13 protein-coding genes are annotated in these 14,364 nt (G+C 62.5%); 9 read left to right on the forward strand and 4 right to left on the reverse strand.

Annotation, left to right across the window (positions count from 1 at the left end; all coding sequences use genetic code 11):
- The first annotated feature begins 3 nt into the window (after positions 1 to 3).
- The gene (glpK, locus tag ABH939_RS03655) at positions 4 to 1,512 is read left to right on the forward strand and encodes a glycerol kinase GlpK (protein WP_058037823.1); all 1,509 of its coding nucleotides are present in this window, start codon (positions 4 to 6) and stop codon (positions 1,510 to 1,512) included.
- 48 nt (positions 1,513 to 1,560) lie between these two features.
- Positions 1,561 to 3,276, forward strand: a complete 1,716-nt coding sequence (locus ABH939_RS03660) for a glycerol-3-phosphate dehydrogenase/oxidase (RefSeq protein ID WP_404649341.1) — start codon at positions 1,561 to 1,563, stop codon at positions 3,274 to 3,276.
- A 67-nt stretch (positions 3,277 to 3,343) separates the two neighbouring features.
- Here the strand turns inward: ABH939_RS03660 and ABH939_RS03665 are convergent, their stop codons facing one another.
- Genes ABH939_RS03665 through ABH939_RS03680 form a run of 4 tightly spaced genes read right to left on the reverse strand, consistent with a single transcriptional unit; the run spans position 3,344 to position 6,520 of the window.
- On the reverse strand, positions 3,344 to 4,621 hold the full coding sequence (locus ABH939_RS03665) for a HAMP domain-containing sensor histidine kinase (protein WP_050654708.1): 1,278 nt from the start codon (positions 4,619 to 4,621) through the stop codon (positions 3,344 to 3,346).
- A complete protein-coding gene (locus ABH939_RS03670; protein WP_003939990.1) occupies positions 4,618 to 5,295 on the reverse strand; it encodes a response regulator transcription factor in 678 nt (225 codons plus the stop codon). Before ABH939_RS03670 ends, ABH939_RS03665 begins: the two co-directional genes overlap by 4 nt.
- Before the next feature lie 12 nt (positions 5,296 to 5,307).
- The gene (locus ABH939_RS03675) at positions 5,308 to 5,871 is read right to left on the reverse strand and encodes a hypothetical protein (RefSeq protein ID WP_003940255.1); all 564 of its coding nucleotides are present in this window, start codon (positions 5,869 to 5,871) and stop codon (positions 5,308 to 5,310) included.
- Positions 5,864 to 6,520 (reverse strand): hypothetical protein, encoded by a 657-nt coding sequence (locus tag ABH939_RS03680; protein WP_003939689.1) that lies wholly within the window; start codon positions 6,518 to 6,520, stop codon positions 5,864 to 5,866. The genes ABH939_RS03675 and ABH939_RS03680 overlap by 8 nt, the downstream gene beginning before the upstream one ends.
- A 253-nt stretch (positions 6,521 to 6,773) precedes the next feature.
- On the opposite strand from ABH939_RS03680, the gene ABH939_RS03685 reads away from it, so the two are divergent.
- The 7 genes from ABH939_RS03685 to ABH939_RS03715 all read left to right on the forward strand — a co-directional run bounded on the left by ABH939_RS03685 (position 6,774) and on the right by ABH939_RS03715 (position 14,354).
- On the forward strand, positions 6,774 to 7,340 hold the full coding sequence (locus ABH939_RS03685; RefSeq protein ID WP_042921673.1) for a hypothetical protein: 567 nt from the start codon (positions 6,774 to 6,776) through the stop codon (positions 7,338 to 7,340).
- 63 nt (positions 7,341 to 7,403) lie between these two features.
- Positions 7,404 to 7,865 carry an RNA polymerase sigma factor SigD gene (locus tag ABH939_RS03690; RefSeq protein ID WP_007733468.1) on the forward strand — a complete coding sequence of 154 codons (462 nt, stop codon included), beginning with the start codon at positions 7,404 to 7,406 and terminating at the stop codon, positions 7,863 to 7,865.
- A gap of 236 nt (positions 7,866 to 8,101) precedes the next feature.
- Entirely contained in the window at positions 8,102 to 9,025 is a 924-nt protein-coding gene (locus tag ABH939_RS03695) for a thiamine pyrophosphate-dependent dehydrogenase E1 component subunit alpha (RefSeq protein ID WP_051649553.1), read from the forward strand.
- 10 nt (positions 9,026 to 9,035) lie between these two features.
- Positions 9,036 to 10,085: an alpha-ketoacid dehydrogenase subunit beta gene (locus tag ABH939_RS03700; RefSeq protein ID WP_007733466.1), complete on the forward strand. Its 1,050-nt coding sequence runs from the start codon at positions 9,036 to 9,038 to the stop codon at positions 10,083 to 10,085.
- Between the two features lie 2 nt (positions 10,086 to 10,087).
- Positions 10,088 to 11,605 (forward strand): 2-oxo acid dehydrogenase subunit E2, encoded by a 1,518-nt coding sequence (locus ABH939_RS03705; RefSeq protein ID WP_064073982.1) that lies wholly within the window; start codon positions 10,088 to 10,090, stop codon positions 11,603 to 11,605.
- A 6-nt stretch (positions 11,606 to 11,611) separates the two neighbouring features.
- Positions 11,612 to 13,009, forward strand: a complete 1,398-nt coding sequence (lpdA, locus tag ABH939_RS03710) for a dihydrolipoyl dehydrogenase (RefSeq protein WP_042451192.1) — start codon at positions 11,612 to 11,614, stop codon at positions 13,007 to 13,009.
- 106 nt (positions 13,010 to 13,115) lie between these two features.
- A complete protein-coding gene (locus ABH939_RS03715) occupies positions 13,116 to 14,354 on the forward strand; it encodes a helix-turn-helix domain-containing protein (RefSeq protein ID WP_007733463.1) in 1,239 nt (412 codons plus the stop codon).
- The last annotated feature ends 10 nt before the right edge of the window (positions 14,355 to 14,364 follow it).

Consider the following 14,364-nt stretch of genomic DNA (forward strand, 5'->3'; position numbering starts at 1 on the left):
ACGATGGCGCAGTTCGTAGCCGCGATAGACCAGGGAACCACCTCCACGCGATGCATGATCTTCGATCACAGTGGGCACGTAGTCGCTGTCGAACAGCACGAGCACACACAGATCTTTCCGCAGGCAGGCTGGGTCGAACACGATCCGATCGAAATTTGGGACAACGTCCGCAACGTCACCGCGGGCGCCTTGGCCAACGCAGATCTGACCGCGGCCGACATCGCATCCGTCGGCATCACCAATCAGCGTGAGACGGCAGTGGTCTGGGAACGAGCAACCGGAAAGCCCGTTTACAACGCCATCGTCTGGCAGGACACACGCACCGATCGAATCTGTACTGCACTCGCCGGCGAAGACGGCCCCAGGAAGTACACCGAAGTCACCGGATTGCCGTTGGCCACGTACTTTTCGGGCCCCAAGGTCAAGTGGATTCTCGACAACGTCGAGGGCGCGAGTGAGAAGGCCGAAGCAGGCGAGTTGTGCTTCGGCACGATGGACACTTGGGTGCTGTGGAACATGACCGGCGGCGTCGACGGCGGAGTGCACGCTACCGACCCCACCAACGCGTCGCGCACTCTGTTGATGGATCTCGACACTCTCGCTTGGGATTCGGCGATCTGCGCCGACATGGGCATCCCCGAATCGATGCTCCCCGAGATTCGCAGCTCGTCCGAAACTTTCGGATTCGTGCGCGAACGCGGAACGTTGTCCGGCGTGCCGATCGCCGGAATCCTCGGCGATCAGCAAGCAGCGACTTTCGGTCAGGCCTGCCTCTCGCCCGGAGAAGCGAAGAACACCTACGGAACCGGCAACTTCGTGCTCCTCAACACCGGCACCGAAAAGGTGATGAGCAAGAACGGCTTGTTGACGACGGTCTGTTACAAGATCGGTGAGCAGCCAACGGTTTACGCACTGGAAGGTTCGATCGCCGTGACCGGTTCGCTGGTCCAGTGGCTTCGGGACAACCTCGGCATGATCGACAACGCGGCCGACATCGAGGTGAACGCGCGCTCTGTGGACGACAACGGTGGCGCGTACTTCGTGCCCGCGTTCTCGGGCCTGTTTGCACCGCATTGGCGCGCGGATGCACGCGGTGCGATCGTCGGTCTGACAAGGTTCGTGAACAAGGGGCACCTTGCCCGGGCGGTGCTCGAAGCGACTGCGTACCAGAGTCGTGAGGTGATCGAGGCGATGAACCTCGACTCGGGTGTCGACTTGAAGGTTCTCAAGGTCGACGGCGGAATGGTCGCGAACGAACTCCTCATGCAATTCCAGGCCGATTTGCTCGACGTCGAGGTGATCCGCCCTGTCGTTGCGGAGACCACGGCATTGGGCGCTGCGTACGCCGCTGGTCTCGCGGTCGGGTACTGGGAGAGCGAGGACGACATTCGCAGCAACTGGGCGAAGGACAAGAGCTGGACGCCGTCGATGGATTCGGCCGAGCGTGAGCGCCTGTATGCAGGCTGGCAGAAAGCCGTCACTCGGACACTCGACTGGGTCGACGCAGACTGATCGCGGCGCCCCCATTTCTACCTATTTTCAAGTGAAGGAACAGTTTTCATGAGCACAGCACAAGCATTGAGTCCGTCCTCGCGGGCGGAGTCGCTGAAGAAGTTGGAAGAAACCGAACTCGACGTCCTCGTTATCGGCGGTGGCGTGGTCGGAGCGGGTAGCGCGCTCGACGCCGCAACTCGCGGTCTGAAGGTGGGCTTGGTGGAGGCTCGTGACTTCGCGTCCGGAACCTCGAGCAGGTCGAGCAAGCTGTTCCACGGCGGACTGCGTTACCTCGAGCAGTTCAACTTTGCGCTCGTGTTCGAGGCACTGCGTGAGCGGTCGCTGGTTCTGAATTCGCTGTGCCCGCATCTCGCGAAGCCGGTGCCGTTCATCTACCCACTCGAGAAGTTGATCGACCGGCCGTACGTCGGTCTGGGCATCGGCGTCTACGACGTGATGGGCGCAGGCCGCGGGGTTCCCTCACACCACAAGCATGTGGGCAAGAAGAAGACTCTCGAATCGTTCCCTTCCGGAAAGCGCTCTGCTATCCGGGGTTCGGTCAAGTTCTACGAGGGTCAGGTAGATGACGCCCGCCACACGATGATGCTGGCGCGCACGGCGGCCGAGTACGGCGCGCTGTGCGTCAACAGCACCCGCGTAATCGGCTTTCTCCGTGAGGAGGACCGCGTAGTCGGGGTGAAGGCCGTGGATCTGGAAACAGGTCGCGCGTTCGAGATCCGTGCTCGTCAGGTCATCAACGCCGCCGGTGTGTGGACTGACGAGATTCAGGAAATGGTAGGTGGTCGAGGACAATTCCAGGTTCGCGCTTCGAAAGGTGTGCATTTGGTCGTCCCGCGAAACCGCATCAACTCTGCGACCGGAATCATCACGCGGACCGAGAAGAGTCTGCTGTTCGTGATTCCGTGGGGAAGCCACTGGATCATCGGTACGACGGACACCGACTGGAACCTCGACCTCGCCCATCCGGCAGCGAGCCGAAGCGATATCGACTACATCCTCGGACATGTCAACAAGCTCCTTCAGGACGAGTTGACGCACGAGGACGTCGTCGGTGTGTACGCGGGGTTGCGTCCGTTGCTGTTCGGCGAATCGGATTCGACCAGCACTCTCTCGCGTGAGCATGCGGTGTCGAGTCCGGTCCGAGGTTTGACGGTGGTCGCCGGTGGCAAGTACACCACTTACCGCGTGATGGCCAAGGACGCTGTCGATTCCGCGGTGCACGGATTGGAACAGAAGGTGCCGAAGTCCTGCACCGTGCGTATCCAACTTGTGGGTGCCGACGGCTACTTTGCCGCGCACAACAATCGGCATCTCACCGCTGAGCGCACGGGACTGCACGTTTCGACCATCGAGCACCTACTGGGTCGGTACGGCACTCTGGCTGACGAGTTGTTCGAACTCGTCGAGGCGCGACCGGAACTGGGGCAGCCGTTGGACTCCGCCCCCGAGTACCTCAAGGCGGAGATCCACTACGCTGCGAGCCATGAGGGTGCACAGCATCTCGACGACATCCTTACCCGTCGTACCCGCATCTCCATCGAGGTTACCGATCGCGGCGACGCGGCAGCAGCGGAAGTAGCCGAACTGGTTGCGCCGGTGCTGGGTTGGACTCCCGAGCACATTGCCGAGGAGATCGAACACTACCGGTTGCGTGTCGCAGCCGAGCGGGAATCTCAGGAGCAGCCCGATGACCTGACCGCTGATGCGGCGCGCCTCGGTGCACCGGACGTTCGAACCGGAGTCGCTGTCGGACAGGTTTGAGTCCGAGACACCACCAATGATCGGCCGGGACCCTGTGTCCCGGCCGATCGACCGAACTGCCTCGGTGTCAATCGAACTCGTCTGCCGAACATTCGGGGAGGTCGATCGTCACCACCGCGCCCCCGTTCGGATGGTTCGCGAAGTCGATACGAGCGCCGATGACCGCCGCTTGTCCCACTACGATCGTCAAGCCGAGGCCCAGGCCCGAGTTCGGGCCGCGTTCGACGGAGTTGGTCTGAAATCTCTTCGGCCCCTGGCGAAGCCACTCTTCAGTGAACCCGACGCCCCGATCTCGGACCGTGATGCGGGAGTGGTCGACGTGGACATTGATCGGCGACTTTCCGTGATTGCGAGCATTCAAGATCAGGTTGGCGATGATCCGCTCCAGTCTGCGCGCGTCGGTGTACGACACGGGGGTGCCGTGAACACTCACTTCACACTCGACTCCTGTGGTGGAAATCGCGTGACGCACCACCGGCGCCAGTTCCACCGATTGGATGTCTGCCTGCTCGGAGGTGGTGTCGAGGCGTGCCACTTCGATGACGTCCTCGGCGAGCCTCCTGAGTTTATGGACGCCGTCGCGCACCAATTCGGTTGGCCTACCGGGTGGCAGGAGCTCTGCGGCGCCGACCAGTCCGGAGATGGGCGTCCTGAGATCGTGCGCGATGTTGGCTGTCACGCGCTTTTCGGCGTCCAGTTGTCCCCGTAGAGCATCGGACATCGCGTCGACCGCATCCGCCAGCTCGGTGATCTCGTCGTCGAAAAGCGACCAGGTGACCGAGCGGACGCGGATGTCCGCTCCGGTAGACACTTTGCGAGCCGCACGGGCGGCCGAGCGCAATCGATACGACATCGCGAGTCCAAGCAGCACACCCAGGACGGCACCCGCTGCGATCACTGCGATGGTGGCGTTGCGAAGTGTCCGATCGACGCTGGCGATCGATTCCCGCTGCGCGGTGTACGGGACGCGAATCGCCACCACCTGAGTGTTGACGTCGGCAGCAGCCCAGACAAATGGCTGGTCCCCGCTGTCGACAAGGTAGGTGGCACGTTTGCCGCCCGCCACGGCCTGACGCAACTCTTCCGGAACGTCGAGACCATCTGTGGTGGCGCGGAACAGCGCACGCATGCTGCCCGTTTCGTCCTGCAGCACCAGTTGGAGATTGCGATCAGCTGCCGCCCGCGCTGCATCCTCTTGGTTGTGTGAAAAGGTTTGATGCATCACGGTACTGAGCGTGATCGAGGCGACGGCGATCACGAACGTGATGGCCGCCGCGATCTTCCACTGAAACGACAACCGCCTCCCGGTGGACGGGAGCTTGGCGGCGAGATCCCGCGATCTCACCGATGGTTGTCCATCGTGTAGCCGAACCCCCGGACGGTCCGGATCTGTTCGGAGCCGATCTTCGTGCGCAATCGCTGAACGTGAACGTCGACGATGCGCGTATCGCCGCCCCAGTCGTAATCCCAGACGTCCGAGAGCAGTTCGGAGCGAGACCAGACTTTGCGCGGCACACTCACCATGACCAGGAGCAGCTTCATTTCGGTGGGCGTGAGAGCCACTTCGGCGCCCGAACGCGTGACGGTCACCAACTCGCGATCGATCTCCAGATCGCCGAGAGTCACGATGTCTTTCTCCGTGCCGGAATGGGATTCGACCCGCCGGAGCACACTGCGGATACGGGCCACCAGGACACCGCTGTCGAAGGGCTTGGTGACGTAGTCGTCGGCACCGGCTTCCAATCCGAGAACGATGTCGACCGGGTCGTCGCGCGCGGACAGCATGATGACCGGCACCGACAGTTCCTCACGAATGCGTCGGCACAGGCTGATTCCGTTCAGGTCGGGAAGCATCACGTCGAGGACGGCGATATCCGGCTTGGCGTCGACCGCCATATCCATTCCGGTCAACCCACCCGATGCGGTGATCACCCGAAACCCGTTGCGTTCGAGATTCAATTGCGTTGCTTCGCGTATGACAGCGTCGTCTTCGACCAGCAAAATCAACGGATCGGTCATCGGCCTTCGCTTTCATGGGAACGGAACACTCTCAAACCCTTCACCGGTCCACTTGTATGCAGTCGACGATTGACAGAACTCCGGAATGCCGGGGTCTTTGCACAGGTCGACCATGACCGACAATCCTCCGGTTGAGCCGACGACGTAGCGTCCTGGGTCTTGCACTCCGAAGACTTTGTGAGCGCCCGATTCGTCGATCTGGTAGACGAATCCGGCGACCATGAAGCTGACCGGTGGGGCCGGTCGTCCCCAGATGCCGACAGACTCGCAGGTGAAGACATTGACGACGGCATCTTGCCAAACGGCGCCTGTCACGGGGGAGTACCGGATTTCGAAGGGGAAGTTCGCATCACCGCACAGTCGGAGACTGTCCTTGACCGCATCGGACACTTCCGGGTCTGCTCTGAGGAGGGCAACAGGATCGATGCTCAAGCCCTGTGAGAGATCCGAGGGGTCGAGTGATGCTGCGATATTCGGAGTGGGTTCTGATTCAGGCTCGGTGGAACAGGAGACGAGAGCAAACGCGACCGGCAGGCAAACACCGGCGAGCATCGCGCGGCGACGGCGATCAATCACGGATGAACTCCATTCCATCCCAGTGGAACTCGGTCCGAAGCGGTGGACGGGGGCAACATTCGAACTCCGGTGGCCGCGGATCCGTTTCCAGGACAGACAAACTCGCGGCGCGTTGACCGCTGACGATGAACTTTCCGCGCTCTTCGACGGAGAACAGGCGCTCACCCAGTTCGGGATCGTCTTCACTCGAACCGGCCTTGCCGCTGCGGTAGACGTAGCCGGCAAGGTTGACCGAAATCGACACTCCGGTCCCGGGTTGGTGGGCCGGTTGGCACGGATACACATTCATGACGACGAGTTCGGTCTCCGGCACGATACGCGGTGCGCCTGGATCGAGAAGGATGGACCCGACCGAGATCGGATACCAGTCAGGGCACGACCGAAGTTCTGTCTTCACTCCCTCGGACACCCCAGGATCGTCGAGGAGCGCCCGGCCCAACCTCGAGTTTTCGGCAACCCGTCTGGCCAGGTCTGCAGGTTGTGTGACGGGCAACCCGGTGGAAGCGACATCGCCTTCGATCACAACGCCCTGGGTGGACGCGCAGCCGGTGATCACGGACGCTCCGAGGGTTGCTGCCGCGAGCGCTGTACCGAACAGGCTGCGAGTACGGTCTGATCGACCGCCGCAGATGTCACTCCGATACAACACTTTCCCCTCCCCGGCCGCTGCGAACCCTCTCATCGGCATGTGCGTTTTCATACGATCACAGGTGATCTCGATATCGGAGTTTTGCCACCCACCGTTACGTAATCGTATGAATTTCTGGACCGTCGAGAGTTGGTACGCGACCGACGGAATTCTGTTACGAAACCGATGGAATCAGGCTCCTAGAGTGAGTCACGTCGGTGTTCACCGCTTGGGCGGAACGAGCTGATCCGCGTATCGAGGAGTGTGAGAGCAAATGCCTGAACTATTGCTGACCAACAAGACTCGGCGTCTGCGAGTGCTGCTCGCCGTACTGACGATCGGGGTGATGTGCGCGATGACAGGGTGTTCGAGTGATGACAACAGCGCTCCAGGAGACGAACCGACGACTACATCGGTGGTTGCGGCGTCTACGACCCCACCGCCGCTGACCGCAGCGACCACTTCGGAGACAGTCGAAGGCTCGAACTCGGTGGGCGGCGGTACGGACGCATCCACCCCCGGAGTCCCGGCGGGCGGAGCAGCGCCGGCCTGGACCCCGGTCTCGACCAGCGCGGTTGCCCCTGCGGCCCCTGGTCCGGCTACCGAGTCGACCAAGTGCACCGATCAGATCAACTATGTGGGTGACCCTCGTTCGAATGCGGAGATCAACAGCATCGGAGAGCAGATGGGTTCATGCCCGGCGCCGCTCCCGCCCGATGCCGTCGAGCCCTCCGAGAAGTGCACCGACCAGATCAACTACGGCGCTGACCCTCGTTCCAACGCCGAGATCAACATCATCGGGGAACAAACCGGGATCTGCCCCGAGCCGATACGCCCCTAGCGACTTCAAAACCTGAGCAGTAGTCGGGAATTCGACCAAGAGCCGAAGCAGGGGGAGATCGGAATGACAAGCAGGGCAGGTGGACGTTCGATCGACAGTGTTGCCGACGATGCGTCCCGAGGGGATCGGGACGCGATTGCAGAACTCCTTCAACGCATCGTGCCTCTGGTGACGAGGCGCTGTCGTGCCGAACTGCGACCGCTCGACGCTGATCGTATTGCCGTCGGTATCTGCCGATCCGTCCTGTCCGACATTCGGCGACGTAGACGTGCCGGAGAAGCGTTCCTCGCGCATCTGTACGACGCGATCAGTCGCGAAATCGATTCGCTACCCGCCTCCAGTCGACTCACTCTGCCCTTCGGTGATCTGTCGGCCGCAGAACGCAACGTCTTGGTAGCTCGCATCGTTGTCGGCTTCGACGTGCGCGAGACGGCGCTGTCACTGCGAACGACAACGAGCGCCGTCGAACTCGCCCAACACCGCGCGCTGGCCAAGATCAGACGCGACAGCCTGAGCGGCGCCTGAATCAACGCTCGAAAGTCAACAGCTGCAACCCTTCGCAACTCCCGGCAACCTCACGCAACTCTTTCCCTTCGCCCGTGACCTGCACGACACTGCATGGCGACGAGTGATCGAGAACGAGGAGTGTGACTGTGGTTCAACGGACGGCGCAGAAGCCGACAACCCCAGGATCGAAAAAGACCGGCGCCAAGCCTCATTCGGGGCTGGACCGGGATGCATTGCTGAAGGCGTACGAGAAGATGTCGCGCATCCGTGCGTTCGAGGATCGACTGCACGAAGAGAATGCAACCGGTGACATCCCCGGCTTCATTCACCTCTACTCGGGCCAGGAAGCCATCGCGGTGGGAGTGTGCGAGAACCTGAGCGACGCCGATTACATCGGATCCACTCACCGCGGTCACGGGCACTGCATCGCCAAGGGCTGCGATCTGAACGGCATGATGGCCGAGATCTTCGGCAAGGACGACGGCCTGTGTCGCGGTAAGGGCGGCTCGATGCACATCGCCGACCTGTCCGTGGGAATGCTCGGCGCCAACGCGATTGTCGGCGGAGCCCCGTCGTTGGCGATCGGCGCTGCACTGAGTGGTAAGACGCTTCGAAACGGTGTCATCGCAGCGTCGTTCACGGGTGACGGTGGATCCAACCAGGGAACCGTCTTCGAGGCGATGAACATGGCTGTGGTGCTGGATCTTCCGATCGTCTTCGTGATCGAGAACAACGGATTCGGTGAGGCCACCGGAACCGACTACGCAGTTGGTGCACCCGACATCGCCGCGCGCGCCGCATCCTTCGGCATGCCTGCCGTCAAGGTGGACGGCACCGACTTCTTCGCGGTCTACGACGCGATGGCGGAAGCATCCGAGCGCGCCAGGACCGGCGGTGGCCCCACCACGATCGAGGCGGCGGCATTCCGTTGGCACGGCCACTTCGAGGGTGACGCGCAGCTGTACCGCACGGCGGAACAGGTTGCGCAACTACGGGAAACCAAGGATCCGCTCAAGAATTTCCGTAGCAGCGTGGATGTGAAGAAGGTCAGCACCGCTGATCTGGACGCGGTGGACGAGCAGTCGCGAGTGCTGGTGGACGAGGCGGTAGCGAAGGCGCGTGCCGCGGCGTATCCACCCGTCGAGAATCTGCTGACCGATGTCTACGTGTCGTACTGAGGAGCCCGAGATGACAAGCGTGGAAGCCGAGAACGTGTCGAAGAAGACCTACCGCGAGGCCGTCAAAGAGGCCATCGCCCAAGAAATGCAACGCGACCCGAGCGTCGTTCTCATCGGTGAGGACGTACGGGGTGGGCATGCCGGTACCAATCCCGATCTGGAGACGAAGAAGATCGAGGCATTTGGCGGTGTCCTGGGTGTCACCAAGGGATTGTGGACGGAGTTCGGATCGGAGCGTGTAATCGATACCCCGATCACCGAATCCGCGATCATCGGAATGGCTGCCGGAGCCGCACTGACCGGACTGAGGCCGGTCGCCGAGCTGATGTTCATGGACTTCTTCGGAGTCTCCTACGACGCGCTCTACAACCAGGCTGCCAAGTTCCGCTACATGTTCGGTGGCAAGGCCAGAACCCCGCTGGTGGTGCGAGGCATGATCGGCGCAGGCTTCTCCGCCGCTGCGCAGCACTCTCAGTCTCCGTACAACGTGTTCGCGGCGGTGCCTGGTCTGAAGGTAGTCGCTCCGTCCAATGCCTACGACGCCAAAGGCCTTCTCATCCAAGCCATCCGGGACGACGATCCCGTCGTCTTCTGTGAGCACAAGGTTCTCTACGACCTCAAGGACGAAGTGCCGGACGAGCCGTACGCGATTCCGTTCGGCGTCGCCAACTACACCAGGCAGGGCGACGACGTCACGATCATCGCGTTGTCCGCAATGGTGAACCGCGCCAACGACGTAGCGGACAAGCTGGCCGCCGAGGGTATTTCGGTCGAGGTTGTCGATCCTCGTACCGTCTCACCATTGGACGAGGACGGCATCCTCGAATCCGTCGCATCGACTGGAAGGGTCGTGATCGTCGACGAATCCGCCGCCCGCTGCGGTTTCGGGCACGACGTAGCCGCGCTGATCGCCACCAAGGGATTCAACTACCTGAAAGCGCCGATCGAACTGATCACGCCGCCGCACACGCCGGTTCCGTTCTCCCCAACCCTCGAAACTGCCTGGCTGCCTGACGCGGCGCGCATCGAAGAGTCGGTTCGCAAGCTGGTGAGAGCCTGATCATGGCTGACATCAAAGCTATCGACATCCCCAAATGGGGGCTCTCCATGGAGGAGGGGTTGGTCAACGCCTGGCTCATCGGGGAAGGTGACTCGTTCACCAAGGGCCAGTTGATCTGTGAGATCGAGACCAGCAAGATCACCAACGAGCTCGAGGCGCCGTTCGACGGTGTTCTCCGCAAGATCGTCGGCACGCCTGGGCAGACTCTGCCCGTCGGCGCCGTGATCGGTGTATCCGCCGATGCGTCCGCGACGGATGCGGAGATCGAGCAGTTCCTCGCCGCCCGCGGCGCAACCGCGCCGGCGGAAGAGCCGGCACCGTCACCAGCTGCTGCGCCGGCGGCTCCCGTGACACCTGCGGCTACACCGGCTGCGAAGGTGGTTGTTGCAGCGAAACCTGTACCAACCGGTTCCACCGTCGTACCGAGCGTTCTGCAAGGCACGACGCAGGACGATGTGTTTGCGAGTCCTCGCGCACTCCGACGTGCGGAATCGCTCGGAATCGATCTCGCCGCCGTAGTGGGTACCGGTCCCCTCGGGCGGATCAGTGTCCGCGACATCGACGACGCGATTCGTGACGCCGGTGGCACTGTTGCGCCGGTAGTGCCGGCCGCGAGATCCGGCCTCCCGCTGCGATCGACCGCCGACGACAGTGCCGTGCCTGCCACCCCGGTCGCACGCAGAACTGCCCGATCACTGGGGGTCAACCTGCATGACTGTCGTCCGACGGGTTCGCGGGGGCGCGTCTGCGTCGCCGACGTGCACGACGCCGCTCGTTCCGCGCAGCTCCTGCCCGAGGCGGCGGCTGAGACCGAATCTGTTGCGGCCGAACCCGAGTACGACACAATTCCTTTCACCCCCATGCGATCGGCAATCGCCGGTAGGTTGCAGGCGTCCAAGCAGCAGGCACCCCATTTCCGGCTCACCGCAGACCTCGAGCTCGATGCGCTTCTCGCTCTGCGCAAGGAGATCAATTTGACCGTCCCGGCGGTCAAGCTGTCGGTCAACGACTTCATCGTGAAGGCTTGCGCCGCTGCACTGATGAAGGTGCCGGACGTGAACGTCCAGTTCGATGCCGCGAACGAATCGGTTCTTCGATTCGCGTCGGCGGATGTCTCGGTGGCAGTTGCACTTCCGACCGGGCTGATCACGCCCATCGTGCGTAGCGCGAATACCAAGTCGTTGGCGGACATCTCGGGTGAGGTGCTCTCGTTGGCCACCAAGGCGAAGACCGGCAAACTTCGTCCCGAAGAATTCCAGGGCGGAACCTTCACGGTGTCCAACCTCGGCATGTTCGGGATCAAGGCATTCGACGCGATCATCAATCCGCCCCAGGGAGCGATCCTTGCCGTAGGTGCGGGGGAGAAGCGCGCGGTGGTGGTCGGTGACAGTGTTTCTGCCCGGACCGTGATGACCGTGACCCTCTCGTGCGATCACCGGGTTATCGACGGAGCCCTGGGTGCGACCTTCCTTCGGGAGCTCCAGCGCTTTGTCGCTTCTCCCGCGCTGATGTTGGTGTAAGGGGCTGTGGTGGAAAACAATACGTCGCATAAGTACGACGTTCTTGTCATCGGTGGCGGCCCCGGTGGTTACGTGGCGGCGATCCGGGCTGCCCAGTTGGGGTTGAACGTCGCGCTGGTAGAACGTGATCGCCTCGGAGGTATCTGCCTCAACTGGGGTTGTATCCCCACCAAGGCGATGCTGCACGGCGCGGACGTCGCGCATACCTTGAGTGAACTCGACACATACGGATTCAGTTCGGCGTCTGTCCAGTTCGACATCTCGAAGTTGGTATCGTTCAGCCGAGGGGTTTCGGAGAGGTTGTCCGGCGGTGTTGCCTATCTGATGAAGAAGAACGGCGTCGACGTCATCTCAGGCGCCGCGAAGTTGGTGGACAAAGGCGTCGTATCCGTGGGAGGACAGACGTATCGAGCCGACCACGTGATCATTGCAACCGGTGCCCGGCCGCGTTCGATTCCCGGCGTTGCCCCCGACGGTGATCGGGTGTGGACCTACTTCGACGCGCTCGTCCCGAAGGAACTGCCGAAGTCGCTGCTCGTGATCGGGTCCGGCGCGATCGGAGTCGAATTCGCCAGCCTGTACCGCGATCTCGGAACCGAGGTGACCATCGTCGAGATGGCACCACACATCATGCCGGTCGAGGACGAAGAGATCTCGGCCTTCGTTCGCAAGCAGTTCGAGAAGCGTGGCATCACGATTCACACCGGAGCCTCGGTGTCGGCGGTGACCGTCGGCGACGACGCCGTCCAGGTGAATGTGCAGACGAGCGACGGTGTCGAGTCGTTGACCGTGGACCGGGTGTTGGTGGCGGCCGGAATCACCGGCAACGTCGAGGATCTGGGGTTGGAGGCTCTGGGCGTCGAGATCGAGCGCGGTGCGATCGTCACCGACCAGTGGTGCCGTACCAGCGCTTTCGGGATCTATGCGATCGGTGACGTCGCGGGCGCTCCATGTCTGGCGCACAAGGCAAGCCACGAAGCTGTCCTGTGCGTCGAAAAGTTGGCAGGCGTGCCCGACGTTCATCCGCTCGATCGCGACTACGTTCCGGGATGCACGTATGCCCGCCCACAGGTGGCGAGCCTGGGTCTGACGGAGAAGCAGTGCGCCGGTACTGGTCGCGCGCTGCGGGTCGGACACTTCGACCTGCAGGCGAACGGCAAGGCACTGGCGATCGGCGAGGCCGAAGGCTTCGTCAAGACGATCTTCGACGCCGATACCGGGGAACTTCTCGGCGCGCACATGGTCGGTCCGGATGTGACCGAGCAGATTCAGGGTTTCGGGATCGCTCGATCCCTCGAAGCCACCGGCGAGGATCTCGCCGAGGTCGTGTTTGCTCATCCGACGCTCTCGGAGGCAATGCACGAGTCTGTGCTCTCGGCGCTGGGGAGACCCCTCAACGCGTGAGTACCGTTCGCGTGCGTGAACGCCGTCCTTTCGTTCACGCACGCGAACAACTCTGCAACCGGGTGCAACGCTCGCTTTCGAAGACCCCGTCACATAGGACTGGAGTGTGATCGGCGAAACGAATCGACTCGAACCGGCCCTGGCCAGTGGTGAAGACCCGGCGCAGTACGCACGTGTTCTCGAATCCGTGTACGAAGCAACGATGTCGGGACGCAAGCCGCCTGCGCGTCCGCGCTCCGTCATCGCGAATTCGTGGTCGCGTTTGCGTGCGCTCGGACTCGATCCGGACCGGTGCTCGATCACCGAGACGGGCCGCGAATCCGAGATCGAAGAAGGCAGACGCGCAGCCGGCATGGCGGAGATCTTCGGCGAGGCGGTGCACGGTCTGGCACCACTCGTCGGCCCGGACGACGCGAATCTGATCGTGGTGGCGGACCGCTACGGACGTATCCTCTGGCGACACGGGTCCAGTCGAATGCTGGATCGGGCCGAACGGCTCGGGATGATCGAGGGTGCGTCGTGGACCGAGGAAGCTGTTGGTACCAACGGGATCGGCACTTCCTTGGCATCAGGTTCGGCAGTGCAGGTGTTCTCGGCCGAGCACTACTCGCGCTCGCAGCATCCGTGGACCTGCTCCGGGGCGACGGTTCGAGATCCGCGTAGTCGCCGGGCCATCGCCGTCGTGAACGTCGCCGGCGCAGCAGACACGGTCCACCCGTCGACTCTCGCTCTGGTGGACAGTGTGGCCAGGCTGGCGGAATCCGCACTGCGGGAGAAGCATCGAATCGGATTGGATCAGCTCCGGATGATCTCGGCATCGACGCTGGCTCGTGCGAGTCAGCCGACAGTGGTCGTGGACCGCAGTGGCTGGGTCGCGGCGGTGGACTCGATGGCGCCGATCTACAGAATCGCACTGCCGAAAGTGATGAGCAGCGGCGAGCATTGGCTCCCGTCGCTCGGACTATGTATGTGCGAGCCGCTTCCGGGTGGTTGGCTCGTCCGCCCTCAAATGGATCCGGCGTCCGGAACGGTTTGTGCCGAAGTCGAATTGGATGTGCAAGATCCGAATGCGATGGAATTGCGGTACTCCTCGGCAATGGGGAGCTGGAGCATCGACCTCAGCCCGCGCCATTCGCAGATCCTCGTGGCTCTGACACAGGCGCCCGAGGGCCTCACGGCCGCGCAGCTCGCCTCACAGTTGTTCGGCGATCCGCGCAAGACGGTGACGGTCCGGGCCGAGATGTCGAGGTTGCGTAAGCGATTGGCCGGAATCCTGTTGGCTCAGCCCTATCGCTTCGACCCGGCGGTGAGGGTAAAAACCGCCCCTGCTGTGCGCCTTTATTAACCGCGGGGGG

Source organism: Rhodococcus sp. 27YEA6, assembly GCF_044908235.1.
In the GTDB taxonomy this organism is placed as follows: domain Bacteria; phylum Actinomycetota; class Actinomycetes; order Mycobacteriales; family Mycobacteriaceae; genus Rhodococcus_F; species Rhodococcus_F qingshengii.

Excerpts from the sequence above, each read along its gene's own strand:
- glpK (WP_058037823.1), top strand. The coding sequence starts at position 4 with ATGGCGCAGTTCGTAGCCGCGATAGACCAGGGAACCACCTCCACGCGA.
- ABH939_RS03660 (WP_404649341.1), top strand. The coding sequence starts at position 1,561 with ATGAGCACAGCACAAGCATTGAGTCCGTCCTCGCGGGCGGAGTCGCTG.
- ABH939_RS03670 (WP_003939990.1), bottom strand. The coding sequence starts at position 5,295 with ATGACCGATCCGTTGATTTTGCTGGTCGAAGACGACGCTGTCATACGC.
- ABH939_RS03685 (WP_042921673.1), top strand. The coding sequence starts at position 6,774 with ATGCCTGAACTATTGCTGACCAACAAGACTCGGCGTCTGCGAGTGCTG.
- ABH939_RS03690 (WP_007733468.1), top strand. The coding sequence starts at position 7,404 with ATGACAAGCAGGGCAGGTGGACGTTCGATCGACAGTGTTGCCGACGAT.
- ABH939_RS03695 (WP_051649553.1), top strand. The coding sequence starts at position 8,102 with ATGTCGCGCATCCGTGCGTTCGAGGATCGACTGCACGAAGAGAATGCA.
- ABH939_RS03700 (WP_007733466.1), top strand. The coding sequence starts at position 9,036 with ATGACAAGCGTGGAAGCCGAGAACGTGTCGAAGAAGACCTACCGCGAG.
- ABH939_RS03705 (WP_064073982.1), top strand. The coding sequence starts at position 10,088 with ATGGCTGACATCAAAGCTATCGACATCCCCAAATGGGGGCTCTCCATG.